Annotated in this window: 13 protein-coding genes; all 13 read right to left on the bottom strand. The window is 68.1% G+C overall.

Annotation, left to right across the window (positions count from 1 at the left end):
• Window positions 1-43 precede the first annotated feature (43 nt).
• Genes QYH69_RS16000 through QYH69_RS15940 form a run of 13 tightly spaced genes read right to left on the bottom strand, consistent with a single transcriptional unit; the run spans window position 44 to window position 15,002 of the window.
• Window positions 44-1,342, bottom strand: coding sequence for a beta-ketoacyl synthase N-terminal-like domain-containing protein (locus tag QYH69_RS16000; RefSeq protein ID WP_308832831.1), 1,299 nt, complete (start codon window positions 1,340-1,342; stop codon window positions 44-46).
• Complete coding sequence (locus tag QYH69_RS15995) at window positions 1,339-2,565, bottom strand: beta-ketoacyl-ACP synthase (RefSeq protein ID WP_308832830.1); 1,227 nt, start codon at window positions 2,563-2,565, stop codon at window positions 1,339-1,341. Before QYH69_RS15995 ends, QYH69_RS16000 begins: the two co-directional genes overlap by 4 nt.
• Window positions 2,565-3,290, bottom strand: a complete 726-nt coding sequence (locus tag QYH69_RS15990; protein WP_308832829.1) for a 3-ketoacyl-ACP reductase FabG2 — start codon at window positions 3,288-3,290, stop codon at window positions 2,565-2,567. The genes QYH69_RS15995 and QYH69_RS15990 overlap by 1 nt, the downstream gene beginning before the upstream one ends.
• Entirely contained in the window at window positions 3,287-3,847 is a 561-nt protein-coding gene (locus QYH69_RS15985; RefSeq protein WP_308832828.1) for a hotdog family protein, read from the bottom strand. Before QYH69_RS15985 ends, QYH69_RS15990 begins: the two co-directional genes overlap by 4 nt.
• Window positions 3,848-3,876: 29 nt before the next feature.
• Window positions 3,877-5,094 (bottom strand): beta-ketoacyl-[acyl-carrier-protein] synthase family protein, encoded by a 1,218-nt coding sequence (locus QYH69_RS15980; RefSeq protein ID WP_308832827.1) that lies wholly within the window; start codon window positions 5,092-5,094, stop codon window positions 3,877-3,879.
• On the bottom strand, window positions 5,091-7,622 hold the full coding sequence (locus tag QYH69_RS15975; RefSeq protein ID WP_308832826.1) for an MMPL family transporter: 2,532 nt from the start codon (window positions 7,620-7,622) through the stop codon (window positions 5,091-5,093). Before QYH69_RS15975 ends, QYH69_RS15980 begins: the two co-directional genes overlap by 4 nt.
• The gene (locus QYH69_RS15970; protein ID WP_308832825.1) at window positions 7,622-8,401 is read right to left on the bottom strand and encodes an outer membrane lipoprotein carrier protein LolA; all 780 of its coding nucleotides are present in this window, start codon (window positions 8,399-8,401) and stop codon (window positions 7,622-7,624) included. Before QYH69_RS15970 ends, QYH69_RS15975 begins: the two co-directional genes overlap by 1 nt.
• Window positions 8,389-8,835 carry an acyl-CoA thioesterase gene (locus QYH69_RS15965; RefSeq protein ID WP_374992424.1) on the bottom strand — a complete coding sequence of 149 codons (447 nt, stop codon included), beginning with the start codon at window positions 8,833-8,835 and terminating at the stop codon, window positions 8,389-8,391. The genes QYH69_RS15970 and QYH69_RS15965 overlap by 13 nt, the downstream gene beginning before the upstream one ends.
• Window positions 8,813-10,459 (bottom strand): aromatic amino acid ammonia-lyase, encoded by a 1,647-nt coding sequence (locus QYH69_RS15960; protein ID WP_308832824.1) that lies wholly within the window; start codon window positions 10,457-10,459, stop codon window positions 8,813-8,815. Before QYH69_RS15960 ends, QYH69_RS15965 begins: the two co-directional genes overlap by 23 nt.
• Entirely contained in the window at window positions 10,446-12,338 is a 1,893-nt protein-coding gene (locus QYH69_RS15955) for a glycosyltransferase (protein ID WP_308832823.1), read from the bottom strand. The genes QYH69_RS15960 and QYH69_RS15955 overlap by 14 nt, the downstream gene beginning before the upstream one ends.
• Complete coding sequence (locus tag QYH69_RS15950; protein WP_308832822.1) at window positions 12,335-14,098, bottom strand: AMP-binding protein; 1,764 nt, start codon at window positions 14,096-14,098, stop codon at window positions 12,335-12,337. Before QYH69_RS15950 ends, QYH69_RS15955 begins: the two co-directional genes overlap by 4 nt.
• Window positions 14,095-14,751, bottom strand: coding sequence for a hypothetical protein (locus QYH69_RS15945; protein WP_308832821.1), 657 nt, complete (start codon window positions 14,749-14,751; stop codon window positions 14,095-14,097). The genes QYH69_RS15950 and QYH69_RS15945 overlap by 4 nt, the downstream gene beginning before the upstream one ends.
• Window positions 14,751-15,002, bottom strand: coding sequence for an acyl carrier protein (locus QYH69_RS15940; RefSeq protein WP_308832820.1), 252 nt, complete (start codon window positions 15,000-15,002; stop codon window positions 14,751-14,753). The genes QYH69_RS15945 and QYH69_RS15940 overlap by 1 nt, the downstream gene beginning before the upstream one ends.
• Between the last annotated feature and the right edge of the window lie 3 nt (window positions 15,003-15,005).

Here is a 15,005-nt window from a genome sequence, read left to right as displayed (position 1 = left end):
ACCTCGTTCTATAAAAAATCAGCTGCTTCGCAGCATTGTTCTTTCAAGCCGCTTTCCATGCGTCGAATACGAGGCTCGCGCAACTGCCGCCGAACCCGAACGACACCGACATCACACGGCCGAGCACTGCGTCGCACGTGGCGCGCACGAGCGGCATGCCTTCGACGCAAGGATCCGCGTGATCGATCGGCGCGCTGCCTGCGATAAACCGGTCGCGCATCATCAGCAACGCGTAAATCGCTTCGTGCACGCCGCAGGCGCCAAGCGGATGCCCGGTGAATCCCTTCGTCGACGAAAACGGCGGTACGTCCTCGCCCCACACGTCCCGCAGCGCGCGCAGTTCCTCGAGGTCGCCCGACGGCGTCGACGGCCCGTGCGTGTTCACGTAGTCAGGCACACCGATCGGACCCGCGGCCCCGGTGTCCGCATCGGCATCGGCATCGGCCAGTGCGCTTCGCATCGCACGCGCGATGCCATGCGCGTGCGGCGTCACCATCCCCGCGCCGTCCGTGCATTGCCCAAAGCCGCTCAGCTCGGCATAAACGCGCGCGCCGCGCGCCAACGCGTGATCGAGCGATTCGAGCACGAGCACGCCGGCGCCCGACGCGATCACAAAACCGTCGCGTGCGATATCGTACGGGCGCGAGGCACGCTCGGGCGCATCGTTCGAGCGGCGCGACAGCGCATGCATCGCGTCGAACATCAGCGTCATGTTGTCGTGCAGGCATTCGCTGCCCCCGGCGAGCACGATGTCCTGCGCGCCGCTGCGAATCAGCTGCAGCGCCTGCCCGATCGCAAGCGCCGATGTCGTGCACGCCGACGACGGCGAATACGTGACGCCTTCGACGCCGAACACCTGCGCGACGTTCGCGGATGCGGTGCTGCTCATCGCCTGCGGCACCGTGTACGGCGGCACCTTGTCGACGCCGCGTGCGTGCGCGACCGACAGCGCCGCGTCGTACGCCGACATCGTGCCGACACCGGAGCCGATCACGGCGCCCGCGCGCGGCGAACGCAGCGCATGCGCCGGCAATGCCGCGTCGTCGAGCGCCTTCTTCGCCGCATGGCACGCGAAACGCGCGGTATCGCCCATGAAGCGCTCGAGTTTGCGATCGAACGGCGGCTCGTGCCCGACACTCGCCACGCCGGCCACCTGGCTCGCGAAGCCACGCTCGCGCCACGCATCGACGCGCACGATGCCGCTCGTGCCGCCGCGCAACGCAGCGGACACGCATTCGAGCGTATTGCCGAGACACGACACGATGCCCATGCCGGTCACGACGACGCGCGCCGGGCGGCGTGCGCGTGCGCGTGCGGGCCGGCGTTCGTCCGCAGCGCTCATCGAACGCGCCTGAAGATCAGCGACGTATTGATGCCGCCGAATGCGAAGTTGTTGCTCATCACGTATTCGGCATCGATCTCGCGGCCTTCGCCCGTGATGTAGTCGAGCGGCGCGCAGGCCGGATCGACCTCGGTCAGGTTCAGCGTCGGCGCGAACCAGTTGCGGTTCATCATTTCGATCGTCCACCATGCCTCGAGCGCGCCGCACGCGCCGAGCGTGTGGCCGACGTAGCTTTTCAACGAGCTGATCGGCATGCGCTCGCCGAATATCTGCGCGGTGGCCGCGCTTTCGGCGATGTCGCCGCGATCGGTCGCGGTGCCATGTGCGTTCACGTAGGCGATCGCGTCGCGCGGCAATTGCGCGTCATCGAGTGCGAGCTGCATCGCGCGCGCCATCGTCGGCGCGCTCGGCTGCGTCATATGCGCGCCGTCCGAATTGCAGCCGAAGCCGGCCAGTTCCGCATAGATGCGCGCGCCGCGTGCGCGTGCATGTTCGTATTCCTCGAGCACGAGCGTCGCCGCGCCTTCGCCGACCACGAGCCCGTCGCGCGCCGCGTCGAACGGGCGCGGCGTCAGATGCGCTTCGTCGTTGCGCGTGCTGGTCGCATAGAGCGTATCGAACACGGCCACGGCCGGCCCCGACAGCTCTTCCGCGCCGCCCGCGAGCATCAGCGTGGCCTTGCCGGTCGCAATCGTCTCGTACGCATAGCCGATTGCCTGGCTGCCCGACACGCACGCGGAAGAGGTCGGCACGATGCGCCCTTTCAGATCCCAGAACAGGCTCACGTTGACAGCCGTCGTATGCGGCATCATCTGCACGTAGCTGTTCGACGTGACGTTCGTCATCGCGCCGGTTTCGAGCATCGTGCCGAACGCGCGTATCGGCTCGACCGAGCCCGACGACGAGCCGTATGCGACGCCCATGCGGCCGTCGGCAATCGACGCATCGTCGGCGAGGCCCGCGTCGGCAAGCGCGAGCTCGCTCGCACGCACCGCATAGAGCGACACCGGCCCCATCGCGCGCGTCTTCTTGCGCGGGTAATGGGCAGGCGTGGCGAAGCCGGGCAGCGGGCACGCGAGACGCGTATGCAGCGACTCGAAGCGGTCCCACGCGGCAATCCGCTGCACGGCGCTGCGGCCGCGTCGCAACGCTGCTTCGATGTCGTCCCAGCGGCTGCCGAATGCGGTCACGCCGCTCATGCCGGTAATGACGACGCGCTTCATCAGATCATCCCGCCGTTGACGCCGATCACCTGGCGCGTCACATACGAAGCCGCATCCGACATCAGGAAACTGACCACCGCCGCCACCTCGGCGGGCTGGCCGACACGGTTCATCGGCACGGTCTTGAGCGCATGCTCGACCGGCACCTCGTCGAGCATGCCGGTTTCGATGAGCCCCGGCGCGACGCAGTTGACCGTGATGGCGCGCGACGCGAGCTCGACCGCGAGCGCCTTCGTCGCGCCGATCAGGCCGGCCTTTGCCGCGCTGTAGTTGACCTGACCGCGATTGCCCATCACGCCGGACACCGACGCGATCGTGACGACGCGGCCGCCCTGCTTCGCGCGCACCATCGGCATCGTCAGCGGATGCACGACGTTGTAGAACGCGTCGAGCCCGGTTTCGATCACGATGTCCCAGTCTTCGTCGGTAAGCGCCGGGAATGCGGCATCGCGCGTCACGCCCGCGCTGCAAACGATGCCGTAATACGCGCCGTGCGCGGCCACATCCGCTTCGAGCACTTCGCGGCACGCCGCGCGCTCGCGCACATCGAATTGCAGCACGCGCGCGGACCCGCCCTGCGCGGCGATGCCGGCCGTCACCGCTTCCGCTTCGCTGCGGCCGGTGCGGCATCCGACGGTGACCGCGAAACCGTCCGCGGCCAGTTGATACGCAATGGCGCGGCCGATGCCGCGGCTTGCGCCGGTAATGAGAACGCGCCGGCTCATGATCCGGAAACCCCTTCGATGAATGACTGGAAATCGGTCGGCTGGAACACCTTGATCACGGCCTGCGCGCAACGCGTGCCGTCGTGTTCGATCGTGCATTCGTATGCGCCGTGTCCTTCGGTGCTGCGCAGCACTTCCTTGACGTCGATGATGAGTTGCGCGCCGCGCGCGAAGGCCGGCACGCACGCTTCGTAGCTGCGCGAGCCGAGCAGCACGCCGGGCCGCGCGCGGCCGCCCGCGCGCATCGCGAGCAGCGAGACGTGCGCGGCGATCGCCTGCGCCATCAGCTCGATGCCGATCCACGCGGGCATCGCGCCGGTGGCATCGGCATACCACGCATCGGCGCGCACGGTCGCGCGCGCGCTCAGCGCGTCATCGCTGCATGCGCTCACGCGGTCGACGAGCAGCATCGTGCCGCGATGCGGCAGGATTGCCTCGATCGGCTCGAAGATTTCCGCTTCGCGATCCGCGCGGGCCGGCGCCGCCAGCGCTGCGCTCGCTTCGCTTTTTGCCGCGCCTGCTGCTTCGCCTACCGTTTCGTTGATTGCTTCGCTCATGGCTTGTTCATCGCCTTTCGTCATCCCGTTCAATCCGCGAGAATCAGGCTGCAATTGCTGCCGCCGAACGCAAACGAATTGCTCATCACGTAGCGTGTGCCGGCGCCGCGCGGCAGATACCGCTCGCTTTCGACGAGGTCGAGCCGCGGCAACGCGGGATCGGCCTGTCCGTCCCAGCAGTGGCGCGGCAAGGCCATGTGTTCGCGCGCGAGCGTGAGCCACGCGAAGCCTAGTTCGGTCGCGCCGGCCGCGCCGAGCTGATGGCCCGTGTATGGCTTCGTGCCGCTTGCCGCGACGCCGTCGGCGAACACGCGCGCCATCAGGTGCGATTCCATTTCGTCGTTCTTGCGCGTTGCCGTGGCATGCAGGTTCACATAACCGATCGCGGACGGCGCGAGCCCCGCGTCGTCGAGCGCCGCGCGCAGCGCGAGTTCGCCGCCCACGCCTCGCGGGTCCGGCGCCGAGATGTGATGCGCGTCGCTCGATTCGCCGCAGCCGACGAGCGCGACCGGCCCTTCGTCGCGGCTCATCAGAAATACGGCGGCGCCTTCGCCTATGTTGATGCCGCAACGATTGACGCTCATCGGGTTCGTGCGCGTCGCGCTCGTCGATTCGAGCGACGCGAAACCTTGCACGGTCAGCTCGCACAGCGAATCGACGCCGCCGGCCACGACGGCATCGCATAGCTGCAGTCGCAGCAGCCGCCGCGCGGAGGCGAACGCTTTCGCGCTCGACGTACAGGCGGTCGACACGGTGAACGCGGGGCCGTCGACGCCGAGCACGGCGGCGGCGAACGGCCCCGGAGCGCCGATTTCCATCTGCCGGTAGTCGAAGCCCGCGGGTATCGCGCCTGTCTGAGCCCGATGCGCAAACGCCGCCTCGGCTGCGCCGATGCCCGATGTGCTCGTGCCGAGCACGACACCGATACGGTCGGCGCCGTACCGCTCGCGTGCCGCTTCGACGTGCGGTGCGATCTGGGCGAGCGCGGCGAGCAGCAAGCGGTTGTTGCGGCAGTCGTAGGGCTCGAGCGGCGCCGGCGGCGCGCTCTCGAGCGCAGCGGTCACGCGGCCGACAAATGCGTTGCCAATCCTGGTCGCAAGCGTGGTCATGCCCGGCGCGTGCCCGGCGGCGAGTGCGGCCACGATCGTGTCGGGACGATCGCCGAGCGCGTTGATCATGCCGAGCGCGTGCAGATAAACCGGTTGCTTCGATATGTGCATCTTTTGAGTGGACAGCAACGCGCTCATGCGGCCCTCCGCGAATCCGGCGGCATGCCGATCGGCGCGAGCGCCACTGCGAGCGCGATACCGAGCGCGAGCGTCATGCCGAAGCTGTGCAGCGCCGGCATCGCGCTGGCGCCGAGCATGCCGAACGACAGCAGCGTGGTGGCGGCGGACAGCAGCACGCCGGTCCACACCGCGCCGAGATCGGCGCCTGCGCGCATGCAACCCTCGCGCAGAAACACCGCATAGTTCGAGCCGACGCCGAGCACGAGCATCAACGCGAGGCAGTTGAACAGATTGAGCGGGGTACGCGCGTAGCCGAAGGCGGCGAGCGTCAGCGCGATCGCGAGCAGCACCGGCATCGTCACGGCGATGCCGCCACGCGGACCGTACCGGAACATCGACAGCGCTAGCACGAGCACGAGCGCGCCGGCGAGCCACAGCGCGCTATCGACGCGATACGCGCCGAACAGCTTCGATACGCTTGCCGCCTTGTCGACGAATACGACACCGGGCAGCGCATGCGCTACGGCGACGAGCGCATGCAGATTGCCGGCGTTCACGCGTTGCGGAATCACGAGCGCCGCGTAGCCGCGCGCTCCGGTATCGGCCGCGTCGAGCCACAGATGACGGAACGGCCGCGACCATGGCGCGCCAAGCCAGCGGTCGATGGTGAGCGGCACCGCGCTCGCCGGCGTTTGCCAGACCGCCAGCCATGCGTCGGCGACGTCGTCGCGAAAGCCCGCGCTCACGAGCGTCGTGCGCAACGCGGCGCGGTCGTCGAATACGCGCTTCGCGAGCAGCGCATGATCGGCCGCCTGGCGCCTGGCGGACGGCACGAACGACGTCACCGACTGCCAGCCCTCCACCGACGATGCGCCGCTCAGCGCATCGAGCCGCGCGCCGAGCGCTTCCGCGCGCTGCAACGCGACTTCGGGCGTTTCCCCTCGCACGACGAAGAACTGCGCGGTGTTGTCGATGCCGATCGCGGCGCGAATTGCGTTTTCCTGTATCGCCAGCGACGGATCGCGATTGATCAGCAGATGAATGTCGTCGTCGCTCGACAGCCGCAGCCAGCCCGGTGCTGCGGCCAACAGCAGCAGCGCCGCCGCGATCCACGCGCGGCGGCCATCGAGCAGTGCGTGCCAATGCGTCAGCAGCCGCCCCGCCGCGTCGAACAGTGCGCGCGAGTGCCGGCGCCGTTCGTGCGACGCGCCGCCCGGGTGGCTTGCGTGGCTCCCTCGAATCGTGTGGCCCGATCGGTCGGCGTGCCGCTGCTGCATGCGCGGCATCAACTCGGGCAACAGCATCAGCACCGACGCGAACGCCGTGCAAATGCCGACGATCGCGAAACATGCGATCTGCCGCAGCGCCGGAAACGGCACGCACGCGAGAATCGCATAGCCGAGCAGACTCGTTGTCAGCGCAACGGTCAGCGCCGGGCGTACCGCGCGCGCGGCGCGCTGCGCATCGGAGCGCGCGCGCTGCGTGGCCGCGCCACGGCCATCGCGATCGCGATCGCGATCGCGCGCGCCGCCAAGCGCGACGACGAAGTACTGAATCGAATAGTCGACCGCCTCGCCGATCAGGCTCGCACCGAACACGAGCGTGACGAGATGCAGCTTGCCGAACAGCAGCATCGTTGCAGCGAGCGCGCAGACGATGCCAAGCGCGGTCGACAGGAAAGCGAGCACGAGAAAGCGCGGCGAACGGAACACCCAAAGCATCAGCAACGCGATGCCGCACGCCGATGTCGCGCCGATCAGATGCACCTCGCGCTCGGCCGCGGCCCGCGCCGCCTGCGCATAGAACACGGCGCCGGTGCGAGCCAGCGCCACGTCGGGAAAGTGCGCCTTCAGCAGCGTCTCGCCGCGTGAACTCGCTTGCAACACGGCCTGTTCGAGCGGCGCGTCGTAGGCCGAGCCCGGCAGTGTCGCGACGACGAGCACGCTCGTCGCGGCGCCGCGATGCGCAACCAGCAGCCCATCTTCGATGCCGAGGTTCGACGTCGCGAGCGGCAAGGCGGCGAGCCAATGCTCGAGCCAGCCAAACGGGTCGTCTGCGAGCGGCGTCGTGAATGCGCCGTGCACCGGGTTGTACAGGCGCCGCAGCAGCGCGTCGTGCAGCGACATCGACGCATCGCCGAGCGCGGCGCGGTCCGCGGACGTCAGCAAGCCGAAGCGGTAAGGCAGATAGAGGCCGCTGATCTGCGAAAGGTCGAACGGCGGCAGTTGCGCGGTCACCGTGCGGAACGCGCCGCTCGCCGAGAGCGTCGCCGCGAGCGCTTTGGCCGCCGCTTTCGCGTGGTCGCCGTCGTTGCCGGTCACGACATATACGGTGCGGTCGCCGAGCGCGGCCGCGAGCGTATCGACCGCTTTCTCGGCGACCGGATCGGCTTCGGTCTGCGGCAGCAGTTCGAGCAGATTCGTTTGCAAAGGCGACGGGCCCGTGAAACGCCACGCGCAATACAGCACCGCGATCAGCGCGAGCACCAGCCAGACGGCCCGGATGCTCCAGCGCTGCCGCGCAAGCCGTCGCAGCGTGAGTTCCATTACGACGACGCTCCAAAGAGCGCGCGCTCGGCCGGCGTCGGTGCATCGACGGCGCTGCTGCGCGTGAAGTCGATCTGCGTCACGTCGCCGTTTGCGAGCGTGATGCGCACCTGCTGCAGATACGCGCCGCCGCTCATCTGCAGGTTTCTGATCGCCTGCGCGAGCTGCGGCTGGTTCGGCTTCAGCAGCATGCGCCATTGCTGCGGCGTGCCGCGTGCGTCGACGTCGAACTGCGCATAAAGCGCCGAGAGATCGCCGCCGAACATCGCGCGCATCATCCGCGACACCTGGGCGACGCCCTGCGCGCCGCCACCCGTGCGCGGCATGCCCGTGGTCTTCACATGCTGACCATCCGCGTTCACTTCGCTGACGCCGGCATCGTCGATCACGTAGGTCGTTTTGTACGGTGTGTCGATATGCCAGATCACGCCGCGCGCGCGGAAAAACAGCAGCGAGCCCGTGCTCACGAGCGGCTCGCGCATCGCGGCGAGCGTCTGCGTTTGCGTGAACTGCGCACGCACGCCGTTCATATGGCCGAGTCCGGATGCAATCGACGCGACAAGCCCCGGATTGCCTGCGCTCGCCGCAGCCGCGCCCGAAGCCGCGCTGGAAGTCGCGCCTGAGGCCCCATTTGCCGCCGGCGTCGCCGCCACCGCATCCACGCAGCGCAGTAGAAGACCCGCAGCGCCTACCGACAAAGTCAGCGCCGCAACGACCGCCACGGTCCCGGTCGCCAGCGCGCACACGCGCCGAAATCGTTGTGCGTTCAAGCTTTCCATACGCGCTCCAGTTTCTCGAATACGACCGGCGGCGACTCGAACTGCAGTTCCTGCGATGCGGCGTCGACGGCGACCTGAATCGTGTAGCCCTTCGTCAGCCGCGTGCCGGACGCGCGATCGACGATCGTGTAGCCGATCTTCAGACGGTTCCGATACTCGAGCAGCTCGGCGCGCACTTCGAGCTGCTGCCCGTAGGTCGCCGGCCGCACATACTTCAGATGCGCCTCGACGATCGGCCACAGATAGCCGGATGCCTGCATCTCGCGGTAGTCGTAGTCGAACGCACGCAACAGCGCCGCGCGGCCGATCTCGAAGTACTTCAGATAGTTGCCGTGCCAGCACACGTTCATGGCATCGACGTCGTGAAACGGCACTTCGACGAAACCGCTCGCCGCCAGCACCGGCACACCATTAGCGAGCTCGTGCATCTGCATCGCTGCCCTCCTCGCGAAACACGCCGACGAACGCATCGACGAGCACGCCCTGCGCGATCTGCGCGGTCAGCGCGCGCAGATCCGTTTCGAGCGCGCGGTCTTCGTCGACGAACGGCGACTGCGCGTTGACGCGCTGCGCGAAGCCGGCGAGCGGCGCGGGCACGAGGGTCCCGGCCGCATCGCGTACACGCAGCCGCAAGGCCTGCACCGCTGCGAGCGTATGCGCGGCCGCGACCTGCTCGGTCAGTTCGATCACGCGCAGGCAATCGCGCGCGGCAATCGTGCCCATGCTGACCTTGTCCTGATTGTGCGATTCGGTCGAACGCGAAAACACGCTTGCCGGCATCGTCAGCTTCAGCGCCTCCGCCGTCCACGCCGACGACGATATCTGCACCGCCTTGAAGCCGTGATTGATCGGCGCGCGCGCGGACGTCGCGCCGGACAGATTGCGCGGCAAACCGTTGTTGAACTTCTCGTCGACGAGCAGCGCGAGCTGGCGGTCCATCAGGTCCGCGAGATTCGCGATCGCCGTCTTCAGCGAATCCATCGCGAACGCGATATGGCCGCCGTAGAAGTTGCCGCCGTGCAGCACACGCTCGCTGTCGGGATCGACGAGCGGATTGTCGTTTGCGCTGTTCAGTTCGTTCTCGACGTCGCGCCGCACCCACGACAGCGCGTCGCGCGCCACGCCGATCACATGCGGCGCGCAGCGGATCGAGTAGCGGTCCTGCAGACGGTGGCCCGGCGTATCGTCGCGGCCCGCGAGGTCGGCACGAATCCACGCCGCCGCTTCAGCCTGCCCCGCGTGCGGCTTCGCGTCGAAAATCAGCGCGTCGAAATGCGCGGCGCGGCCGTCGAGCGCGACCGTCGACAGCGCGGTCAGGCGCGTCGCGATACGCGTCAGATGATCGGCACGCGCGAACGCGAGGCACGCGAGGCCCGTCATCACCGCCGTGCCGTTCATCAGCGCGAGCCCTTCCTTCGGCGCGAGCGCGAGCGGCGCGCGGTCGAGCTCGGCCCACACGCCGCGCGCCTCGCGCAGCGCGCCGTGAAACATGACCTCGCGTTCGCCGACGAGCGCGGCCGCGACATACGACAGCGGCGTCAGGTCGCCGCTCGCGCCGACCGAACCCTCCGACGGAATGCGCGGCAGGATCCGGTGATTGATCAGATCGGCGAGGCGCTCGAGCAGAACCGGCCGCACACCCGACAGGCCGTACGCGAGCGAATTGAGCCGCGCCGCGATCACCGCGAGCGTTTGCGCATCGTCGAGATACGCGCCCATGCCGCAGCCGTGATAGCGCGTCAGTTGCAGCGGCAACGCGGCGACGAGATCCATCGGCACGTCGACGACACAGGCTTCGCCGTAACCGGTATTGACGCCGTAGACGGTCGCCCCTGCCGCCAGATGCCGGCGCAGGAATTCGGCGCCGCGTTCGATACGCGCGCGCCACGCCGGGTCCGCGCTCAACGCAACCGGCACGCGCCGCTGCGCGATCGCCACGACGTCTTCGATCGCGATGCGCCGGCCGCCGATCACAACCGGCTGTTGCGCGGCGCCCTCGTTGATGGTTGCGTGCGCATCGATTGTGCGCGCGTCGCCGCTCAGGTCATGCTCGGCCATTTGCTCCCCCATTGCTTCGCGTCGACGCGCGCACGAAGCGATCCTGTGCGGGCTGCGTCTTCACCGGACGCGCCCAGAAATCGTAGAAGTTGAACCACTGGTACGGCGCCTTGCGGCAGTAGTATTCGAGCCGCGCTGCATAGCGTTGCGCCCATGCGGCCAGATGCGCGAGCCGCTCGCCGCGCGGCAGTTCGATGCGTTCGGCGAACGGCTCGAAGTAGACGCGGTAACCCGCGCGTGCTTCTTTCAGGCAGAAGAACAGGTAGACCGGGCAGCCGAGCGCATGCGCGAGCACATACGGCCCTTGCGCGAACGGCGCGGTCGCGCCGAGGAACTGTGCGTCGATCGTGCGCCCCGATTCGCTCGCCGGCACACGGTCGCCGACAATCACGAGCAACTCGCCGGCATCGATGCGCTCCTGCATCATCATCGACGTCTGCGGCCCGAAGTCGCTGACTTCGACGAGACGCTGCGCGAACTGGCGGTTCGCGCCGGCGAGCACGTGGTTGAAGCGCCGCGCATGCTCGGTATAGACAATCGCGGTGATCTTCACGTAAGCGCCGCGTATCGCCAGCGCGCGCATCATTTCGAGGTTGCCGAGATGCGCGCCGATCACGAGCGCGCCACGGCCGCTCGCGGCAAGCGCTTCGAATGCCGAAGGGTCGTCGAATGCAATTGCGTCGACGTTGACACGGCCGGACCATGCGGCAAGTTTATGCAGGCCCGCCTGCGCGAAAGCGTGCATTTGCCGGTACGCGCTGAGCCAGCCGGGACGCGGTATCGGCACTGTCCGAATGCGCTCGCAGTCGCGCGTTGCCTCGCCTGCTTTTCCGGTGTGCGTTGCATCGTCCGCGTCGCTTTGCGCCGCATTCGCAAGGCGCGCGAAGTAGACGCGCGATGCGTTGCGTGCGGCGCGGCCGGTCAGCAGGAAGTACGCGACGATCGGGTGCAGCCACCAGCCCGTCACGCGCAACCCGAACAGCCGGCAACTGAGCGCGAGGGTCTGCATGCCGAGACGGCTGCCGCGCTCCGCGATGCGCGACCAGTGATGCGGGTTCGCGGGCGGTGCCGAGGAGGCGGCGGCGTTCGGGGCCTCGTTTGGCGCTCTACCCTGCACGATCGGCGTGCCCGCTTCGCGCGGCATGAGCTTGTGCGCGAGCAGCATCGGCAGACGCCACAACATCCCGCATACGAGGCGCGTGTGGCTGCGCGAAATGCGCACGTTGTCCCAGAACACGTCGAAATGCGACACGCCGTCGTGCGCATACGTGACCTGCGTCGCAAGCGTGCGGAACGCGACACGCCGCCAATACAACCGCACGAGAATCTCGATGTCGAAGTCCATGCGTTCCGGCAACGCCACTTCGTCGATGAGCGCGCACGCGGCCGCGAGCGGATAGATCCGGAAGCCGCACATCGAATCCCCGATCGTCAGCGACAGCGTTTCGATCCACACCCACACATGCGTCAGATAGCGGCCGTACAACCGCGCCTTCGGGACACTTGCATCGTAGACCGGCCGGCCGATCACGACGGCCGCCGGTGCGGCGCGCGCGGCTTCGATAAAGCGCGGCACGTCGGCTGCATCGTGCTGCCCGTCCGCGTCGATCTGCAACGCGTGCGTGTAGCCGGCGGCACGCGCGGCGCGCAAACCGTCCATCACGGCCGCGCCCTTGCCGCCGTTCATTGCCCGGCGCAGCAGCGTCAGTTGCGGCGCGTACCGATCATGCAGCGCATCGAGCACCTCGCGCGTCGCGGCGTCGCTGCCGTCGTCGACGAGAAAAATCGGCAGCCCGTGCACCGCGAGCTTCGCGAGTGTCGCGCCAATCGCCTCCTTGTGGTTGTAGATCGGCACCACGATGCAGGCGGCGAAATTCACGCGACCTCCCGATAGACGATCACGCCCGACGCGCAATCGCGGTCGCCGAGCCGGTATGCGAACTGCACGCGGCGCCGCGGCGCGTCGTGCGAGAGCGTCAGCGCGAGCAGCGCGCCGGGCCGCACGGGCGCCATGAATTTGAGCCGGTCGACCGATGCGAGCCCCCGAATGCCGGGCACGTGTTCGGACGCGAGGCGGATTGCCCAGTCGAGCTGCACGACGCCCGGCAAAATCGGCACGCCGGGAAAGTGGCCGTCGAAATGGATCAGCGACGGCGGGACACGCAGTTCGTAATGCAGATCGTTGCCGTCGCATGCTTCCGCGAGCACTTCGACGCCTTCGGCGCGCGGCGCGAACGCTCGCGCGAGCGCGGCGGCCGGCAGTTTGCCGCGCGCGTCGTAGGGCAGCGCGATCCTGAAGCGCCAGCGGCGCGGCAACGCGACCGTGTCGAAATACGTTGCGAGATGACGATGCAGCGTTCTGGCGAGCGCGATGCGTCCGCTCGCGCGCAGCATCGCATTGCCCGCGTCGGTTAATGCCACCACAGCGCCGATGCGGTCGCGCGACGCGCCCGCGAGCGGCACCGTCGCGGCCTGCGCCACATACGGGTGCAGCGTGAGGCGCGCTTCGAGTTCAGGCAACGACACACGCTTGCCGTCGAGCTTCACGATGCGGTCGAGCCGGCCATGCAGCGTGAAACGGCCGTCCGTATCGAATGAGACCGCGTCGTCGGTACGGTGCCAGTCGTCGTGGCCAAGATGCGGCGAACGCAGTTCGAGCGCGCCGTCGGCGCCGCGCCGCGTTTCGATGCCGATCAGCGGCTGCCACGCGGACGACGCGCTCTGGCAGCGCCACGCGATGCCGCCGGTCTCGGTACTGCCGTAGACTTCCACCGGCGATGCGCCGCCGGGTGCGCACGCGTACTCGCGCGCAGCCTCTTGCGCGAGCGGCCCGCCCGACGAAAAGAACGCGCGCGGCACGGGGGCGAGCGCCGCGAAGCCCGGCAAGGCGGGCCAGCGCGACAACTGCGCGGGCGAGGAAACGACAACCGTCGCACCGTATGCATCGATGCGCGCCTGCAGTTGCCGCGGCTCGTTGACCGCGGTTCGATCGAACGCGCGGCCGGCCGCAAGCGGCCACAGCACGCGAAACAGCAAACCGTAGATATGCCGATGCGGTACGCTCGCGACGACCGTCGCATCGGCCGCGAGGTCGCCCCATTGGCTTTCGAGCGTGCGTACTTCGGCATCGAATTGCGCGAGCGTTTTACGAATCGGTTTTGGCGCGCCGCTACTGCCCGACGTGTAGAGCGTGAGCGGCGCGTGCGCGTCGATCGCGGCGAATCGGGCGGCGATTTCAGAAGAGGACGCAAGACCGGACGTCGATGCCGAAGTCTCGCGCTCGAGCGCCCGCACATCGGCGTCGGTCAGCGTCGCCTCGTATGCGTCGGCAAGCTCGGCCAGATAGGCCGGCGTCGGGTTCGCGGGAATGATAGGCTCCTTGCCGCAGGCAAGGATGGCAAAGAGCGCACAGGCAAAGTCGTAAGTATCGTCGATGCACAGCGCGCAGCGCGTGCCATGCTGTCCGTCGACGTGCACCGCAATCGCGCCGACGCGCGCGCGAAAGGCGGCATCGTCGATCGTCGAGATGGCGCGTTGTGCGCCGTCCTGAACGGCACCCTGTACGTCGCCTCGTACGTCGCGGCAAATGGGCGTGTGCGCCGCACGCAAGCCGCGCAGCAAGTCGTGCAGCGCGATCATGCGGCCTCCTGGGGTGCCGGCGGCGCCGAACGCGCAACGCGCGGCAACACGACGACGTAACGCCACACGATCTCGCCGACGAACAGCAAGCCAATCAATCCATACGCGATCGCACCGTTATAGAGCGACCACGCATCGCGCGGCCAGCAGAGCGCCGTATAGAGCGAAAACGCGCCATTGAGCACGAAGAATGCGCACCACACCTGAGTGACATGGCGCGTATAGCGCACTGCCGGCTCGCTCAGATCGGGCTTGCGCAGCCGTGCGAATTTCTCGACCATCGACGGTCCGCGCACGAGCGTCGTGCCGAATGCGATCAGCAAGCCGAGGTTCACGAGACCGGGATAGAGACGCAGCAGCAGTTCGCTGTTCGTCGCGACGATCACCGCGGAGCCGCAGCCCAGCAACGCAGCCACGCTCCATTCGACGGCCGAAATGCGCTTGAGCGTCGCCGTGAGCGCGCCGCGGCGCGCGATCTGCTGCACGCAAAGCAGGCCGAACAGCGCGCAGCCGACGTAGCGTGGCGCACGCGAGTGCCACGCGAACAGGATCACGACCGGATAAGCGAGTTTCGCCGCGACGTTCACCACGCGCGCCGTCAAGCGGCGCGCGGCGCCCGTGGCAGCTGCGGCATGCGGCGGATCCTGCTGCATCAGCCCTGCGCCGCGAGCAGCGACTCGACGGCAACGATCACATCGCCCACTGTGCGCACCGATTTGAATTCTTCCGGCTTGATGCGGCGGCCCGTCATTTCCTGCAGCTTGATCGCGAGATCGACGGCGTCGATGCTGTCGAGATCGAGGTCCTCGAACAGATGCGCCTCGGGCGTCACGCGTTCGGGATCGATGGCGAAGTTCTCCTTGAAGATCGCGCGGATGCGCGCGAGGATTTCTGCGTCGGTCACGTC

Source organism: Paraburkholderia sp. SARCC-3016 (assembly GCF_031119615.1).
Taxonomy (GTDB): domain Bacteria; phylum Pseudomonadota; class Gammaproteobacteria; order Burkholderiales; family Burkholderiaceae; genus Paraburkholderia.
The sequence above is the reverse complement of the archived record's forward strand: the minus strand, read 5'-3'. Positions and strand labels throughout refer to the sequence as shown.